The following is a 15,086-nucleotide window of genomic DNA, read 5'->3' on the forward strand; positions in this document are numbered from 1 at the left end:
CCGGCGAAGTGCAGATCGCCCTGCCCGACATCGGCCTGCCGGGCGACCTCGCGCTGCCGGCGCTGCCGCGCGGCCTCGTCGTGTTCGTCCACGGCAGCGGCAGCAGCCGGCACAGCAGCCGCAACCGCTTCGTCGCGGCGGCACTCGCCAAGCGCGGCTTCGCCACGCTGCTGTTCGATCTGCTCAGCGAGCGCGAGGACCTCGACGAGGCGGCCCGCTTCGACATCGAGCTGCTGACCCGGCGCTTGCTCGGCACCTGTACGTGGATCCGCGGCGAAGCGCGGCTCGCCGCGCTGCCGCTGAATCTGTTCGGCGCGAGCACTGGCGCGGCCGCCGCGCTCGCCGCGGCGGCCGAACTCGACGACGGCATCGCCGCGGTCGTCTCGCGCGGCGGGCGCCCCGACCTCGTGCTGCCGCTGTTGCCGCGCGTGACGTCGCCGACGCTGCTGATCGTCGGCGGCGCCGACGACATCGTCATCCAGCTCAACCGCAAGGCGTACGCGGCGCTGCGCGCCCCGAAGGAGCTCGCCATCGTGCCCGGGGCGACGCATCTGTTCGAGGAGCCCGGTGCGCTGGAGCGCGTCGCCGAACTGGCCGGCGACTGGTTCGAGCGCCATGGCGTCGGCCGGCAGCCGCCGCGCTCGCACCCATGAGCGTCAGCAACGCCGCCATCGCGGCGGTGTTCGAGGAGATCGCCGACATCCTCGAGATCGAGGGCGCCAATCCCTATCGGGTCCGCGCCTATCGCAACGCGGCGCGCACGGTGTCGGCATACGGAACCGAGCTGGCGCCGCTGCTCGCGCGCGGCGCGACGCTGCCGAAGATGCCGGGCATCGGCGAGGATCTGGCGGGCAAGATCGCCGAGATCGCCGCCACCGGCAGCTGCGCGCTGCGCGAGCGCCTGCACCGCGAAGTGCCGGCGGCGATCGTCTCGCTGCTGCAGGTCGCCGGCATCGGCCCGAAGCGCGTCAAGCTTCTTTATCACGACCTCGGCATCGAAACGCCCGAGCAGCTGCTCGAAGCCGCGCGTGCCGGCCGCGTGCAGCGCCTGCACGGCTTTGGCGCCAGGACCGAGGCCCGCCTGATGGAGGCACTGCAGCGCCAGCTCGCGCCCGGCAGACGCTACCCGCTCGCCGACGTCGCGGCGCAGGGTGAAGCGCTCGCCGCCGCGCTGCGCGGATGCCGCGGCCTGCGCTCGATCACCGTCTGCGGCAGCGTGCGGCGCATGCGCGACACGGTCGGTGACCTCGACCTCCTCGCCGTGACGCGCACGCCGGCGACCGTGATGCGCCGCTTTCTCGGTCTGCCGGCCGTTGGCGAGGTGCTGACGCGGGGACCGACGCGCGCCACCGTGATGCTGCGCTCCGGCCTGCAGGCGGACCTGCGGGCAATCGCGCCGGAAGCCGAGGGGGCCGCCCTCGTCTACTTCACCGGCTCCAAGGCGCACAACATCGCGATCCGGCGCCGCGCGCAGAAGCGCCGCCTCAAGATCAGCGAGTACGGCGTGTTCCGCGGCGCACGGCGCATTGCCGGAGCGACCGAGGCCGAGGTGTATGCCGCGATCGGCCTGCCGCCGATCCCGCCGGAGCTGCGCGAGGATCGCGGCGAGATCGCCGCCGCGGCGGCCGACCAGCTGCCGCGGCTGATCGAGCGCGCGGACCTGCGCGGCGATCTTCACGTCCACACCATCGGCAGCGACGGCACCGCCGATCTCGAGGCGATGGCGCAGGCCGCGCGCCGCGCCGGCCTGCAGTACATCGCCATCACCGACCACTCGCGCTCGACGCGCGTGGCGCACGGCCTCGACGAAGCGCGCCTGCTGCGGCAACTCGACGCGATCGACGCGCTCAACGCCAGGCTGGACGGCGTGGTGCTGCTCAAGGGCATCGAGGTCGATATCCTTGCCGACGGTCGACTCGACCTGCCGGACCGCGTGCTCGGCCGGCTCGACATCGTCGTCGGCGCGGTACACGCGCATTTCGATCTGCCGCGCCGTCGGCAGTTGCTGCGCCTGCAGCGCGCCTTGGACCATCGCCATTTCCACGTGCTCGCGCATCCCTCCTGCCGGCTGATCGGCACACGGGAGCCGCTCGACGTCGACATCAGCGCCGTGATTCGCAGCGCCGCGCAGCGCGGCTGCGGGCTCGAGCTCAACGCACAGCCGCAGCGCATGGATCTGCTCGACACGCATTGCCGCGAAGCGCAGGCGCAAGGCGTGCCGATCAGCATCGCCAGCGACGCGCACGGCCCGCGCGACTTCGACTGGTTGCACTACGGCGTCGGCCAGGCACGGCGCGGCTGGCTGCGGCGCGAGGATGTCGTCAACACGCGCACGCTCGACGAGCTGCGCCAATGGCTGGGCGCGCGGTCGTCGCAGGCATCTAGCGAACACCGCCGCCGCGGTCCATGACCCAGGTCAGTGCCCGCGCATCGCGCCGTCCGACAATCAATGGGCCTGCGGTCCGGATCTGCGGCGCCGGATCGCCATTCCTTTCGACGCGCGCGTCGCCAGTCGGCCGCGACACGGAGCCCGCGATGCAGCAGCCCTTGCAGATGACGTTCCGCAATATCGATCCGGCGCCCGCGCTCGAAGCGCGAATCCGCCAGTTCTCCGCACGGCTCGAGCGCTTCTACGGCGCGATCGTCGCGTGTCGCGTCGTCGTCGACGGCCAGCCCGACGGCGCTGCGCGCGGCGGGCTCTATCGTGCGAGCGTGGACCTGCGCGTGCCCGGCGCCGCGCTCGCATCGACGCGCAGTCGCGCCGGCCGGCAGGCGCACGACGATCCGTACGTCGCCGTGCGCGGTGCCTTCGACGCGATCACCCGTCTGCTCGAACGCCATCAGCAACGGCGGCGACGGCAGGCGCCGCGCCCCGCCGCCGCCTGAGCCGACCGCCGCATGGCGGAGCGTCGCTTGATGCCGGTCAATGAACGATGGACCGGCGGCGCGGAAACTGGCTCTTCCACACGCAGCGAGGAGAACCGCCATGGCGAACCTGAAGAAGTCTTCACCGGAGACGGCGCGGCGCATCCTTCTGGCGACCGATCTCGGCTGCCGCAGCGACCGCGCCTTCGACCGCGCCGTGCAGCTGGCCCAGCAGTGGGATGCGACGCTCATCGTGCTCTATGTCGCGCCGCACGCGGATTCCTACGTGGCGCCGTCGTGGCAGCGCGGCGCGACGCTGGCGGAACTCGTCGAGCGCCAGGTGCGCCTCGATCTCGGCGAGCGCCATGTCGACCTGCAGATCCTCGTCGACGTCGGCGAGCCCTACAAGGTCGCACTGCGTCGCGCCGCCGAGTACGACTGCCAGCTGATCGTCGTCGGCATCAGCCGCGACTCGCTGCTCGGACGTCATCGGCTCGGCGGCACGGTCGAGAAGCTGATGCAGTACGCCGACCGGCCGGTGCTGACCGTCAAGCAGCGCGCGCACGGCATCTACACCGGATCGGTCGTCGCCACCGACTTCTCGGCATGCGCGCGCCATGCGATGGAATGCGCCGCCGGGCTGTTCCCGTATACCGACTTCGCGGTGCTGCATACCTATCGCGTGCCGTTCGAACGGTTCGGGCAGCGCGAAGCCAGCGCGGCGGCGCACGCCATGGCCGTGCAGGCGCTCGACCGCTTCGTCGCCGACGTGCAGCTGCCCAGCGAAATCCGCAGCGGCGTGAAGACGATGGTCGAATACGGCCATCCGGCCGACGTGCTCAACGGTTACCTGCGCGAGCGCCCGCATGATCTGGTCGTCGTCGGCGCGCGCGGCGACAGCGGCGTGTTCGATCGTCTGGTCGGCAGCAACGCGATGGCGATCACCGCGGAGGTCTACAACGACGTGCTGATCGTGCGCGACGGCGGCGAGGCGGCGAGCCACAGGACAGCCTGAGGCTGCGTCCACGCTGCACCCGTCCGTCCGGCATCTCCGGCCGGCGCTCTGGCGCCAAAAGCCAAGTGCGGGACGACCGGCGCTTCCATACTCGACCGCATTTCCGGATCGGAGAGCGGCGATGGAAAGTGCACTGGTGACGGGCGGCAGCGGCTTTGTCGGTGGCCATCTCGTGGCGCTGCTGCTGGAACAGGGCTACACGGTCAGGACCACGGTCCGCAGCCTCTCCAACGCCGCCAAGATCGACCACCTGCTCGCGCTGCAGCGCCGCCACGCCGGGCGCCTGAGCCTGTTCGAAGCCGACCTGCTCGCCGAAGGATCGTTCGACGCGGCGATGGCGGCGTGCGACTGGGTCTTTCACGTCGCCTCGCCGTTCCTGATGCCGGAGCAGATCCGTGACGGACGCAAAGACGTGGTCGAGCCCGCGCTGCGCGGCACGCGCAATGTGCTGGCCGCCGTCGACCGCACCCCGTCCGTGCGTCGCGTCGTGCTGACCTCGACGGTCGGCGCGATCTTCGGCGACTACGCCGACGTGCTGCAGATGGAAGGCGGCGTGCTCAGCGAGCGCTACTTCAACACCACGAGCACGGTCGAGAACAATCCGTACCACTACTCGAAGGTGATGGCCGAGCAGGAAGCCTGGCGCCTCTGCGGCGAACAGCATCGCTGGTCGATGGTGGCGATCAACCCGGGCCTGATCCTCGGTCCGGCGCTGACCGGCACATCGGCGTCCGGCAGCCTGTTCCTGCTCGACGAGCTGCTGAAAGGTTACTTCTTCTACGGCGCGCCCGATTTCAGCTTCACCTACGCCGACGTTCGCGACGTCGCGCTGGCGCACCTGCTCGCCGCCCGCGACCCGCAGGCGCACGGCCGCTACATCATCGCCGAACGCGAGATGACGTCGTTTCTCGAGATGTCACGCCTGCTGCAGCCCTGGCATCGCCGCCCCTACCTGCTGCCGCGCCGCGGCGTGCCGGACGCGATCGTGCGGCTGATCGGCCCGCTGTTCGGCCTGTCGCAGGACTACATCCGCAAGCACCTGGGTATCCGTTTTACGGTCGACAACCGTCGCAGCGTCGAAGAGCTCGGCTTGCGCTACCGGCCGCTCGGCGAAACGCTGAAGGACCACTACCAGGCCTGGTTGCGCCTGCGCTGAAGCGGCGCCCCCCTACTCGGCCGCCACATCGTCGCGATCGGCCCGCGTCCGCGCCGGCCGGCTCGCGCTCCGCCCGCGCGGCGCCGGCCTGCCGCGCCGCTTCGGCGTGCCGGCGGCACGCATGCGCTGGCGCACCGTCTCGACATAGGCGTCCAGCGCCGCAGGCGCCTTGTCCTGCCGCAGCTGCGCCTCGGTCAGGGCGAGGCTCGGAAAGCGGCCGTGCTCGATGGTCTCGGCCTGCGGCTCGCGCAGCGCCGCCATCTCGGCGAGCGTCTCGGTCGCGCCCGAGCCGCGCAGCGTGCAGAAGAAGCCGAGACGACGCAGCGAACCGGCGTATTGCGTGAGGTAGCTGCGAACCGGGCTCGACACATGGCTGGCCCAGACCGGCGAGCCGACCAGCACCATCTTGTACTCGCGCGGATCGTGGCGCGGCGCCGCGATCCGCGGTTCGCGCGCGCGCATCACATCGTAGAGGCTGCGCAGGAAACCGAACGCGCCGGAACGGCCGTGCGCTTCGTGGATCTCTTCGAGATCGGCATCGAGCCGTTCGGCGAGACGCTGCGCGAGACCGCGCGTGCAGCCGCTGCGCGAGTAATACACCACCAGGGCATCTTTCATCGTTCAGGCTTCCGGCGTCGCCGCGCGCTTGCGCGGCGCCGGCTTCTTCAGGCCGGCCGCGACGACCAGCCGATCGATCTGACGGTGCGCCTGGCGGCGGCCGCCGTCGATCTGGCGAATCAGGCTGTCGAACTGCTCGAACGTGGACTTGGCCTTGGCGGCGCCGGTCTTGCCGAGGCAGCCGGCGAGCGTGCGATTGGCCTCGACCAGCTCCCGCAGCGATTTCTCCGCGTGCCGCCAGCTGGTGCGCGTGCGCTGCCAGGCGGCGCGGAGCTCCTGGGCGTCGGTCTTCTTTGTCGTCCTTCGGGCGTTCTGCATGGCGGCTTCCCTCTCGTCACGGCCATCGCGGCCTGTTCGACGATGGTCCCGTGCCGCAGCGCGGACATTGACGCAGATCAAGCCGGCGCCGTCAGCGCGCGGTGTAGCCGCCGTCGATGACGAGTTCGGCGCCGGTGACGAACTTGGCCTCGTCGGACGCCAGGTAGACCGCGCCCCAGGCGACGTCGTCCGGCTCGCCGATATGGCCGAGCGGATGCAGCGCGTCGGCGGCCTGGCGCGCCGCCGCCAGATCGCCGCCGGCGCTGCCGAGATGCGCCTCGACCATCGGCGTCCAGATGAAGCCCGGATGGATGCTGTTGACGCGGATGCGCTCGGCTGCGTACAGCATCGCGTCGGTCTTGCTCATCAGGCGCACGGCGCCCTTCGAGGCGTGGTACGGCGGCACGTCGGGCGCGCCGACGAGGCCGTAGATCGACGACAGATTGATGATGCTGCCGGCGCCGCTGCGGCGCAGATGCGGGATCGCATGCTTGGTGCAGAAGAACACGCCCTTGACGTTGATCGCCTGCACGTGGTCCCACTCGGCTTCGCTGATCTGGTCGGTCGGCTTGTCGACGCCGGCGATGCCGGCATTGTTGACCAGCACGTCCAGCCGCCCGTACGTGGCGGCGACGTCGGCGAGCACGGCCGAGACTTCGGCTTCGAGGCTGACGTCGCAGTGCCAGTAGCGCGCCCGCAGGCCGCGCGCCGACAGCGCCGCCGCGAACGCGGCGCCGGCCTCGTCGCGGATATCGAGCACGGCGACCGCCGCGCCCTCGCCGGCCATGCGCTCGGCGACCGCCGCGCCCTCGCCGGCCATGCGCTCGGCGATCGCGTGGCCGAGCCCGAGCGCGGCGCCAGTGACGACGGCGACTTTTCCGTTCAGACGATTCATGGCGCTCTCCTCGGCATGGGCATCGTTTCCACCGTAGCCGCCGGCCGCGCGGCGACCTTGACCTGCGTCAATGCCGCCGCGCCGTGCCGGGTCACGCTAGAGGCCTGCGTCCGCAGCTCACGAAGCGGACGGACCGTCGATCGCCGCCCGCCCACGAGAGGAGCCAGGACAAATGCCGAATGCCGCAGCGCCGCGCGTGGGCAGCTGGTACCGCTCGCCGATGCTGGCGCAGAGCTTCCAGGTCGTCGCCCTCGATCAGCAGGCGCGCACCGTCGAGATCCTCTGCTTCGACGGCACGCTCGACGAATGGCCGCTGTCGCACTGGCTGACGCTGGACGCCGAACTGTGCGCGGGGCCGCGCGACTACCGCGGCGCGTTCGAGCTCGAACGCGGCGACGCGCTGGACGATGCCCCGGACTGGGACCATGCGCACTGGCTCGACGCGCTCGAATCGGCGGAGCGCGCGCGCACGCCGTCGCTGCCGCCTCCCGAATGGCCGGACGAGGGGCCGCAGCGGCCGGCCGCGGTGCGGCGTGGCAGCGTCGCCCGACATCCACGCGCTTGACGGCGATCAAGGCCGGCGCCGCGCATCGCTTCTACCGTGCGGCATGGGCACTCCGCCCGATTCACGCCGAGCCCTTCCCCCGATGAACACCTTGCACCTCAGCGCCCGCACGACGCCCCGCAGCGCGACCCGCGCCGGCGCCGGGAATCCGGCGGCGACGATCACGATCCAGCTCGGCGGCAATGCCGGCATGCGCACGCTGCAGCACCGCGAACCGCTGATCGAGTGGAAGCGCGCGCGGCGCGCCAGCGCATCCACCGACGATGCCGCGGTGTTGCCGGCCTGAGCGTGGTACCGGATGGCGGCGCCCGCGCACCGCCGTCCGTGCGGCAGAACACGGTCGCTCCCGGCAGCGCCGATGGCAGTCGGCATATGTTCGATGTCGTACGGACATGCGGCCGCCGGCCCGGGAACATCGCCCTCGACGCCACGCGCGTCCGCTCATCCATTCGGATGCCCGTCGTCCTCATCGACGATCGCCATGACCGGTTCGAAGCCTTCGTTCAACGTTTCGCCCCCGCTCGACTGCCGAGTCGACCTGCACTCAGTGTCGGCCGCGGGTCGTGCCTGGCGCAGCGTGCTCGCCACGCTGCTGCCGCTGCTGGAAATCGCGGCGCTCGCCGCCAGCGCTTGGATCGCCGCGCTGCTCGTGCGCGAACTCGACCCCGGCGGCTTCGACGCCAGCATCTCCGGACGCTACGGCCTGCTCGCCAGCTCGATGTCGCTGTTCGCGCCGTTCGTGCTACATGTCCGCAGGGCCGGCAGCATGCGCGGCACGGCGCGCGCCTTGCGCGAGCTGGCCGGTCCGTATGCCTTGTTCTGCGCCATCGCCGCACTCGCGCTGATCGTCAATGGCGATGCCGGCGGCGCCGCCGCGCAGTGGCTCGGCTTCTGGCTGCTGTCCGGCTTCGCGCTGCTGCTGGCGCTGCGCAGCCTGGTACTGCGGGCGCCGGCGCGCGAAGTCGTCGCCGTAGTCGGCGCCGGCCCGGCAACCGATCGGCTGGTGCGCCATCTGCAGCGCCGCGACGGCCGCGACGTCGAGCTGATCGGCGTGTTCGACGATCGCGCGACGCGCACCGGCCAGGGCGCGGTGGCGCGCCGCGGCACGGTCGACAGCCTGATCGAACTCGGCCGCCGGCAGCCGATCGATCTGGTGCTGATCGCGCTGCCGGATCACGCCGAGGAACGCATCATCGATCTGCTCAAGCGGCTCAAGTCGCTGGCCGTGTCGATTGCGATGTGCCCCTGCGGCATCGAGCTGGAACTGCCGCGCATGCCGGTCGAGTATCTCGGCGATCACATCCCGGTGACGCTGCTCGCCGAGCGGCCGATCCGCCGCGGCGGCGCGGTCGCCAAGATGTTGGAGGACTACCTGCTCGGCGGCCTGATCACCCTGGCGCTGTTGCCGCTGATGGCGCTGATCGCGCTGGCGATCCGTCTCGACAGCCCCGGGCCGGTGCTGTTCCGGCAGCGCCGCCACGCCTGGAACAACGGCGAGTTCGATGTCTTCAAGTTCCGCTCGATGCGCTGGAGCCCGAGATCGGCGAGCCTGGGCCTGCGCCAGACCGAACGCGACGACCCGCGCATCACCCGCGTCGGCCGCTTCCTGCGCCGCAGCAGCCTCGACGAGCTGCCGCAGCTGTTCAACGTCCTGCGCGGCGAGATGTCGCTGGTCGGTCCGCGCCCGCACGCGGTCAACATGAAAACCGAGGAGCGCCTGTGCGAGGAGATCATCGAGACCTACGCGCATCGCCATCGCGTCAAGCCCGGCCTGACCGGCCTGGCCCAGGTGCGCGGCTACCGCGGCGCGACCCATACCGCCGAGCAATTGCGCCTGCGCATTGAATCTGACCTCGAATACGTGGAGCATTGGTCCATCTGGCTGGACCTGAAGATCCTGGTCATGACGGCATGGACGGTGATCCGTGGCGAAAATGCGTACTAGAGATTTACCGCGCGCCGGCGGCGCCCTGATCGCGCTGGGCAGCCTGCTGCCGCTCGCCGCGGCCGCAGAGCTGGAACTGCGGCCGTATGCCGAGGCGCGCGCCTACTACGACTCCAACGTCTACAGTTTCTCGGGACGCGACGAGGCGCTGGCGCGCAACGGCGACGATCAGCTCTCGGACCGCATCATGCGCGGCCTCGCCGGCCTGCAGGCGGACTACGGCTTCAGCCGCCAGTCGCTCGCGCTGACCGCCGAAGGGCGGCGCCTGATCTACGACCACTTCTCGAAGCTCGATCACAACGAGCATCTGCTCGCGCTGGCCTACAAGGGCCGCTACGGCGACGAGGTGAGCAGCCGCCTCTACGCCAGCCAGGAACGACGCATGGCCTCGTTCGCCGATCGCGACACGACGGCGCTGACCCTGGAGCGCGAGCGCCTCGGCGGCGGCGAGCTCGGCTTCGCGCCGGGCGACGACTGGCGCGTCGAGGTCGGCGCGCGCGTGCGCCGCCTGCTCTCGCCGCTGCCCGACCTGCCCGACTTCACGCTCGCCGAGAACAGCGCCACGGCCGGCCTGCGCTACGTCGACGGCGGCCCGGCCAGCTTCGGTCTGGCCACCGAATACCTGAAAGGCCGCTTCGACGGCACGCCGGACCAGACGCGCTTCGACCAGTACACCGCGCAGCTCGACGCGCGCTACGAGATCAGCGGTCTGACGCGCATGAACGGCCGCCTCGGCTACACGCGCCGCAACGAGCGCAACAGCGCGCGCGCCGACGTCTCGACGGTGACCGGCTCGATCGGCGTGCAGCGCAATCTGAGCGGCGTCACCTCGGTCGATTTCAACGCCTTCCGCAACGTCGAGAGCTATCTGGTCGGCGCGCAATCGGTGATCGACACCGGCGCGCGCCTGGCCCTCAACTGGCAGCGCTCGCTCGTCACGGTTTCGACCGGCGTGCAGTGGCATCGCAGCGATTTCCAGATCGAGACGCGCCGCGAGGACCGCATCACTCAGGCCTTCGTCCACGTCAACCTGGCGCCGCGGCGCTGGCTCGACGTGCAGCCGTTCGTCGACTACCGCAACCGCAGTTCCAACATCGCCGCCGAGCGCTATCACGGCGTGGTCGCCGGCCTCGGCCTGCGCGTGCAGTTCGGCAGCGACGAGATCGCACGCTAGCACCAGGTCCGGAACATCGGCGCCGCACGCGGCGACGGACCGTCCGATCCGCCGCCGCTTCTTCGTTGCGGCGTGGCATCCGGAACGGCCGGCCCCGCCCCTTACGCCGGCTGCCGGGTCAGCGGCGCGACGCGCAGCGACGCAGCGGTTTCGGCGAGCCCTTCATCGAGTGGTTTCCAGCGCAGGACGAGCTCGGCGGCGGCGCGGCGGCTGTCGAGACGGATGCGCTGCTGCCAGAGCGTCCGCATCGATGGCGTGATCGCCGGCGGCAAGCCGCTGGCGTCGACGCCGAGCTGGCGCAGCCCCAGCTCGGCGAGCTTGAGCAGCGGCGCCAGCAGCTGCGTTTCGAACGGCAGGCGCCGCGCCGCGATGCGCGCGACCGGCACCGCGCCGAGGCGGCGTGCGAACTCGACGAAGTATTCGTTCCAGGTCGGCAGCTCGGCGTCCGCGAGCGAGAGATTGAACGTCCGGCCGGCGACGCCGTCGCGGTACAGCGCCTGGCGCACCGCCGCGACGACGTCGTCGACGTGCACGAGGTTGCAGCAGCCATCGCCGGCGGCGCCGAGATCGCCGAGGCGGCGCTCGCGCAGCAGCTGCGCGATGCGCACGCTCCACTGCAGGCTGCCCGGTCCGTACACGCAGCCCGGCCGCAGCAGCACCGTGTTCGCGCAACGCCGCAGCGCCTCCTCGGCGTCGCGCTTGGCGCAGCCGTAGCCGCTCTGCGGCGCCAGCGGGCTGCCTTCATCGACCCGGCCGGTGCTCGCGCCGTAGACGGCCATCGAACTCAGATGCACGAGGCGCGGCGCGCGCGCCTGGCGCCGCAGCGTCGCCGCCAGCGCGTCGGCGTTGGCGCGGATATCGGCCGGCGCGCCGGTCACGCAATTGACCACCGCATCGACGCCGCCGATCACGCCGGCCAGCGCATCGGCATTGCGCGCGTCGAGCGCCAGTGCGCGCTGGCCGGGCACCGCGCGCGGCCGGCGCGACGCGACGATCACCTGAGCACCGCCGCCGGCGGCGAGCGCGCGCGCGACCTGCTGGCCGATGTAGCCGCTGCCGCCGAGCACCAGGATCCGCGCGCTCATGCCGCCAGCTCCCGCAGCGGTGCCGCTGCTGCTAGCGGTACGCCGGCGGCGAGCCGGGCCTGCAGGTGCTCGGCCAGGCGCAGGCTCAGCGCGACGATCGTCAGGGTCGGATTGGCCTGACTGGAGGTCGGGAACACCGCCGCGCCGGCGACGAACAGATTGTCGACGCCGTGGACCCGCAGATCGGCATCGACCACCCCGTCGCGCGGCGAGCGCGCCATGCGCGCGGTGCCGATGTGGTGGCCGCCGTAGGCACCGTAGCGCAGCATCTCGGCCTCGATCGCGTCCGCATCGTAGTCGTAGTGGCCGATGCCGCTGGCGCGCACGTCGGCGGCAAAAGTCGCCAGCGCCCGCGCGACGGTGTCGACGTCGTCGCGGCGATAGCGCCAGTCGAGGCGCAGGCGGCGCATGCCGAGCGCATCGCGCTCGCTGCCGAGCGTCACGCGGCTGTCGGGATTCGGCAGCTGCTCGGCGTGGAAGTCGAGACTGAAGCGCGGCCGCCGCGGCTCGATGATGATCGACGGGAACTTGCGCTCGGCGAGCTTGCGCTGCGTCAGCATCTGCCAGGCGAACGCGAAGGCCTGCAGCGGATCGCGCACGAGATTGCCGAGGTGCGCGAACCAGCGGCCGACGCCGTGCGCGTCGTCGCCGTGCAGGCGCTTGGCGTATTCGTAGGGAATGAACGGTTTGGCGAGGTAGAGCAGCGACAGCGCGCCGGAGCCGTGCGCCGGATCGGTGATGCGCGGATGGTGCAGACGCGCGATGAAGTTGCCGACGCCGAGGCGGCGCTGCGCGTCGGCGCGCAGTGCGAAGCGGCGCCGGCAGTAGATCCCGTCGTCGCTGACCTCGTAGCCGTAGCGCACGGCGACGCCCGGCGCCAGCGCCAGCGTGCCGGTCGTGCCGGCGAGATGGCACATGTAGTAGCGGCCGACCAGATCGTGCGCGTTGCCGATGCCGGCACGCTGCACCTCGTCGCTGGCCAGCAGCAGGCGGGCGTTCTCGAGCCCGCCGGCGGCCAGGATCACGCAGCGCGCGCGGACGCGCAGCGTCTTGCCGCCGAGGCTCGCCGCGCGCACCGCGCTGACGGCGCCGCCGTCGCGGTCGAGCTCCAGCCCGGTGACGTTGGCGTGCAGCAGCACGCGCAGGTTGGCGGCGGCCTCGAGCCGGGCACGATAGCGACGGCCGAAGTCGGTCGGACAGCTGAAACGCTCCAGGGTATCGGTCGAGAACGATGCGCTGTCGAAGCCGGCGAGCAGCGGCGGCAGGCCGCGCGGAAACGCGGACGCCGCATCGAACGCGCACTCGCCCGCCTCGCACAGCTGCGTGGCGCGCGCGTAGTACGGCCGCAGCGTCTCGTAGCCGATCGGCCAGCCGCTGTGCGGCACATAGTCGCGCGCTTCGAAGTCGATCGGATCGAACGGTACGCAGCGTCCTCCCCAGGTCGTCGTCGAGCCGCCGAAGCGGCGCTCGCGATAGCGATCGAGCGGCGGATGCAGGCGCGCGTCGGCGACCTCGCCGGTGTACAGGGCCTGGCTGTCGGGCTCGTGGCGGATGCCGCCGGCCTCGATGACAAGCACCTCGTGCCGCCCGTCCGCAAACGGCAGCGCCAGCGCGATGCCGGCGGCGCCGCTGCCGACGATGCAGACGTCGGCTTGCAGGTCGGCACCGGCCGGCAGTTCCAGGGCATCGATGATCATGGGACGCATGGCGCACAGGCAACGCGACGGGACTGTCGCACGATCTTTTTAGGGTGCCGCGCGGCGGCCCGTCTGTGCGATGTCGAACACGTGCGCGCTACGGCGCGTAGGTTCGCTAGCGAACAGTCGCGCCGCGCTTTCGAGCCTAGCCTTGCACTCAATACGAGCATGGCGAGCGCCATGGGAGATTCGATGGGCGGATTCGATCTGCGTGAGGTGTCGATGCCGGCGCTGCCGGTGCGGAGTACGGCGTCGCTGTGGCGGCGCCGCGCGCGCCAGCTGCTGCCGCTGTGGGATCTGCTGGTCCTGCTCGCCGCCGCGCCTTTGGCGACGGCGCTCGTCGCCGCGCTCGGCGCCAGCCTGCCGGTGACCGCCGGCTGGCCGGCCTGGGAGCGCTGGGCCCTGCCGCTGGTCGCGCTCGGCCCGGTGCTGCTCTACCAGCCGCTCGAGCGCCCGCCGCCGCCGCTGCGCGGCTTCGCCGTGCGCCTGCTGCTGTTCGTCGCGATCGCGGCGCTCGCCGCCGCGCTCGCCGGCACCCTGGTGCCGACCGTCTGGCTGCTCGCGTGGCTGGCGCTCGCGATTGCCGGCCTGGTAGCGCTGCGCGCGCTGATGCGGCGCCTGCGCGGCCGGCAGACGCTGGCGATCTACGGCGCCGGCCCCGAGACCGATCGTCTGGTGCAGCAGCTGCGCCGCCAGGCCGGCGACCGCATCGAGCTGCTCGGCGTGTTCGACGATCGCACCACGCGCACGGCGCCGGTGCAGACGCCGGCGCGCGGCGGCCTCGTCGAACTCGCGCGGCTGGCGCGGCAGCGGCCGGTCGACTGGACGCTGGTCTCGGTACCCGAATCGGCGCAGCAGCGCATCCGCCAGCTGCTGCCCTTGCTGAGCGGCATCTCGGACGCCGTCGCGCTGAGTCCGACGCCGGTACCGGCGCGGCGCGAAGCGCTGCTCGCCGAGTCGCTGAAGGTACGCATGCTGGCCGACGCCGAGCGCACCGCCTGCGATCTCGACGACTACGATCTGTCGCGCTTCATCGACGTCGCCCGCGGCTTCGGCGCGGACGCCTATACGTACGTGGTGACGCCCAACGTCGACCATCTGATCCGCCTGCACGACGATGCGCATTTCCGCGCGCTGTACGAGGACGCCGGCTACGTGCTGCTCGATAGCCGCTTTCTCGCGCACCTGCTGCATCTGACGCGCGGCGTGCGCCTGCCGGTCTGCGCCGGCAGTGATCTGACCGGCCGCCTGTTCGGCGAGGTGATCGCGGCCGACGACAATCTGGTGCTGATCGGCGGCAGCGGCGCCCAGGCGGCGGCGCTGCGCGAACGCTACGGCCTGCGCCGGTTCGCGCATCACAATCCGCCGATGGGTTTCATCCGCGATCCGGACGCGGTCGAGCGCTGCCTGTCGTTCATCGAGGCGCACAGCCCGTTCCGCTTCTGCCTGCTCGCGGTCGGTTCGCCGCAGCAGGAAATCATCGCGCGCGAGCTGCAGCGGCGTGGCAGGGCGCGCGGCATGGCGCTGTGCGTCGGCGCGTCGATCGACTTCCTCACCGGCGGCGAGCGACGTGCGCCGGCCTGGATGCAGCGCGCCGGCGTCGAATGGCTTTACCGCCTGATGCAGGCGCCGCGGCGCATGGCGCGCCGCTATCTGGTCCGCGGGCCGCGCGTGTTCGGCCTGCTGACGCAGACCGAGGTGCAGCTGCGTGTGCACGCCTGAGCCGATGCGATCCCGTCACGCCCGGGCCGGC

At 71.6% G+C, this 15,086-nt stretch carries 15 protein-coding genes; 10 read left to right on the plus strand and 5 right to left on the minus strand.

Annotation, left to right across the window (positions count from 1 at the left end; all coding sequences use genetic code 11):
- Positions 1-8 precede the first annotated feature (8 nt).
- The 5 genes from H149_RS19815 (at position 9) to H149_RS0105550 (ending at position 5,036) form a co-directional block, all read left to right on the plus strand.
- Positions 9-653 (plus strand): dienelactone hydrolase family protein, encoded by a 645-nt coding sequence (locus tag H149_RS19815; protein ID WP_020648748.1) that lies wholly within the window; start codon positions 9-11, stop codon positions 651-653.
- The gene (polX, locus tag H149_RS0105535; protein WP_020648749.1) at positions 650-2,410 is read left to right on the plus strand and encodes a DNA polymerase/3'-5' exonuclease PolX; all 1,761 of its coding nucleotides are present in this window, start codon (positions 650-652) and stop codon (positions 2,408-2,410) included. The genes H149_RS19815 and polX overlap by 4 nt, the downstream gene beginning before the upstream one ends.
- A gap of 125 nt (positions 2,411-2,535) precedes the next feature.
- Complete coding sequence (locus H149_RS0105540) at positions 2,536-2,886, plus strand: HPF/RaiA family ribosome-associated protein (protein ID WP_020648750.1); 351 nt, start codon at positions 2,536-2,538, stop codon at positions 2,884-2,886.
- A 100-nt stretch (positions 2,887-2,986) separates the two neighbouring features.
- Positions 2,987-3,880 (plus strand): universal stress protein, encoded by an 894-nt coding sequence (locus H149_RS19820; RefSeq protein WP_020648751.1) that lies wholly within the window; start codon positions 2,987-2,989, stop codon positions 3,878-3,880.
- Positions 3,881-4,001: 121 nt separating this feature from the next.
- Positions 4,002-5,036, plus strand: coding sequence for an NAD-dependent epimerase/dehydratase family protein (locus tag H149_RS0105550; RefSeq protein ID WP_020648752.1), 1,035 nt, complete (start codon positions 4,002-4,004; stop codon positions 5,034-5,036).
- A 12-nt stretch (positions 5,037-5,048) separates the two neighbouring features.
- On the opposite strand, the gene H149_RS22000 is transcribed toward H149_RS0105550, so the two are convergent.
- The 3 genes from H149_RS22000 to H149_RS0105565 form a co-directional block, all read right to left on the minus strand.
- Positions 5,049-5,654: a flavodoxin family protein gene (locus H149_RS22000; RefSeq protein WP_020648753.1), complete on the minus strand. Its 606-nt coding sequence runs from the start codon at positions 5,652-5,654 to the stop codon at positions 5,049-5,051.
- Positions 5,655-5,657: 3 nt separating this feature from the next.
- On the minus strand, positions 5,658-5,972 hold the full coding sequence (locus H149_RS0105560; RefSeq protein WP_020648754.1) for a hypothetical protein: 315 nt from the start codon (positions 5,970-5,972) through the stop codon (positions 5,658-5,660).
- Between the two features lie 91 nt (positions 5,973-6,063).
- Positions 6,064-6,867 (minus strand): SDR family NAD(P)-dependent oxidoreductase, encoded by an 804-nt coding sequence (locus tag H149_RS0105565; RefSeq protein ID WP_020648755.1) that lies wholly within the window; start codon positions 6,865-6,867, stop codon positions 6,064-6,066.
- A gap of 172 nt (positions 6,868-7,039) precedes the next feature.
- Between H149_RS0105565 and H149_RS19830 the strand changes: the two genes are divergently transcribed.
- From H149_RS19830 to H149_RS0105585, 4 genes are all read left to right on the plus strand, one after another.
- On the plus strand, positions 7,040-7,432 hold the full coding sequence (locus H149_RS19830; protein WP_020648756.1) for a DUF6763 family protein: 393 nt from the start codon (positions 7,040-7,042) through the stop codon (positions 7,430-7,432).
- A gap of 82 nt (positions 7,433-7,514) precedes the next feature.
- Positions 7,515-7,718, plus strand: coding sequence for a hypothetical protein (locus H149_RS0105575; RefSeq protein WP_020648757.1), 204 nt, complete (start codon positions 7,515-7,517; stop codon positions 7,716-7,718).
- A 195-nt stretch (positions 7,719-7,913) separates the two neighbouring features.
- The gene (locus tag H149_RS19835) at positions 7,914-9,377 is read left to right on the plus strand and encodes an exopolysaccharide biosynthesis polyprenyl glycosylphosphotransferase (RefSeq protein ID WP_020648758.1); all 1,464 of its coding nucleotides are present in this window, start codon (positions 7,914-7,916) and stop codon (positions 9,375-9,377) included.
- Positions 9,367-10,551: an outer membrane beta-barrel protein gene (locus H149_RS0105585; protein ID WP_020648759.1), complete on the plus strand. Its 1,185-nt coding sequence runs from the start codon at positions 9,367-9,369 to the stop codon at positions 10,549-10,551. Before H149_RS19835 ends, H149_RS0105585 begins: the two co-directional genes overlap by 11 nt.
- Positions 10,552-10,652: 101 nt before the next feature.
- Here H149_RS0105585 and H149_RS19840 read toward each other — a convergent pair whose 3' ends face one another.
- Together H149_RS19840 and H149_RS0105595 are read right to left on the minus strand one after the other, a co-directional pair.
- A complete protein-coding gene (locus tag H149_RS19840) occupies positions 10,653-11,636 on the minus strand; it encodes an NAD-dependent epimerase/dehydratase family protein (protein ID WP_020648760.1) in 984 nt (327 codons plus the stop codon).
- Positions 11,633-13,333 carry an FAD-dependent oxidoreductase gene (locus H149_RS0105595; RefSeq protein WP_020648761.1) on the minus strand — a complete coding sequence of 567 codons (1,701 nt, stop codon included), beginning with the start codon at positions 13,331-13,333 and terminating at the stop codon, positions 11,633-11,635. Before H149_RS0105595 ends, H149_RS19840 begins: the two co-directional genes overlap by 4 nt.
- Positions 13,334-13,525: 192 nt before the next feature.
- Between H149_RS0105595 and H149_RS24180 the strand changes: the two genes are divergently transcribed.
- A complete protein-coding gene (locus H149_RS24180; RefSeq protein WP_051101799.1) occupies positions 13,526-15,055 on the plus strand; it encodes a WecB/TagA/CpsF family glycosyltransferase in 1,530 nt (509 codons plus the stop codon).
- The last annotated feature ends 31 nt before the right edge of the window (positions 15,056-15,086 follow it).

The organism is Solimonas variicoloris DSM 15731, from assembly GCF_000382285.1.
Classification (GTDB): domain Bacteria; phylum Pseudomonadota; class Gammaproteobacteria; order Nevskiales; family Nevskiaceae; genus Solimonas; species Solimonas variicoloris.

Coding starts and splice junctions, on each gene's coding strand:
- H149_RS0105575 (WP_020648757.1), top strand. CDS start 7,515: ATGAACACCTTGCACCTCAGCGCCCGCACGACGCCCCGCAGCGCGACC.
- H149_RS0105550 (WP_020648752.1), top strand. CDS start 4,002: ATGGAAAGTGCACTGGTGACGGGCGGCAGCGGCTTTGTCGGTGGCCAT.
- H149_RS19840 (WP_020648760.1), bottom strand. CDS start 11,636: ATGAGCGCGCGGATCCTGGTGCTCGGCGGCAGCGGCTACATCGGCCAG.
- H149_RS0105565 (WP_020648755.1), bottom strand. CDS start 6,867: ATGAATCGTCTGAACGGAAAAGTCGCCGTCGTCACTGGCGCCGCGCTC.
- H149_RS0105585 (WP_020648759.1), top strand. CDS start 9,367: ATGCGTACTAGAGATTTACCGCGCGCCGGCGGCGCCCTGATCGCGCTG.
- polX (WP_020648749.1), top strand. CDS start 650: ATGAGCGTCAGCAACGCCGCCATCGCGGCGGTGTTCGAGGAGATCGCC.
- H149_RS19835 (WP_020648758.1), top strand. CDS start 7,914: ATGACCGGTTCGAAGCCTTCGTTCAACGTTTCGCCCCCGCTCGACTGC.
- H149_RS0105540 (WP_020648750.1), top strand. CDS start 2,536: ATGCAGCAGCCCTTGCAGATGACGTTCCGCAATATCGATCCGGCGCCC.
- H149_RS19830 (WP_020648756.1), top strand. CDS start 7,040: ATGCCGAATGCCGCAGCGCCGCGCGTGGGCAGCTGGTACCGCTCGCCG.
- H149_RS0105560 (WP_020648754.1), bottom strand. CDS start 5,972: ATGCAGAACGCCCGAAGGACGACAAAGAAGACCGACGCCCAGGAGCTC.
- H149_RS19820 (WP_020648751.1), top strand. CDS start 2,987: ATGGCGAACCTGAAGAAGTCTTCACCGGAGACGGCGCGGCGCATCCTT.
- H149_RS0105595 (WP_020648761.1), bottom strand. CDS start 13,333: ATGATCATCGATGCCCTGGAACTGCCGGCCGGTGCCGACCTGCAAGCC.
- H149_RS22000 (WP_020648753.1), bottom strand. CDS start 5,654: ATGAAAGATGCCCTGGTGGTGTATTACTCGCGCAGCGGCTGCACGCGC.
- H149_RS24180 (WP_051101799.1), top strand. CDS start 13,526: ATGGGCGGATTCGATCTGCGTGAGGTGTCGATGCCGGCGCTGCCGGTG.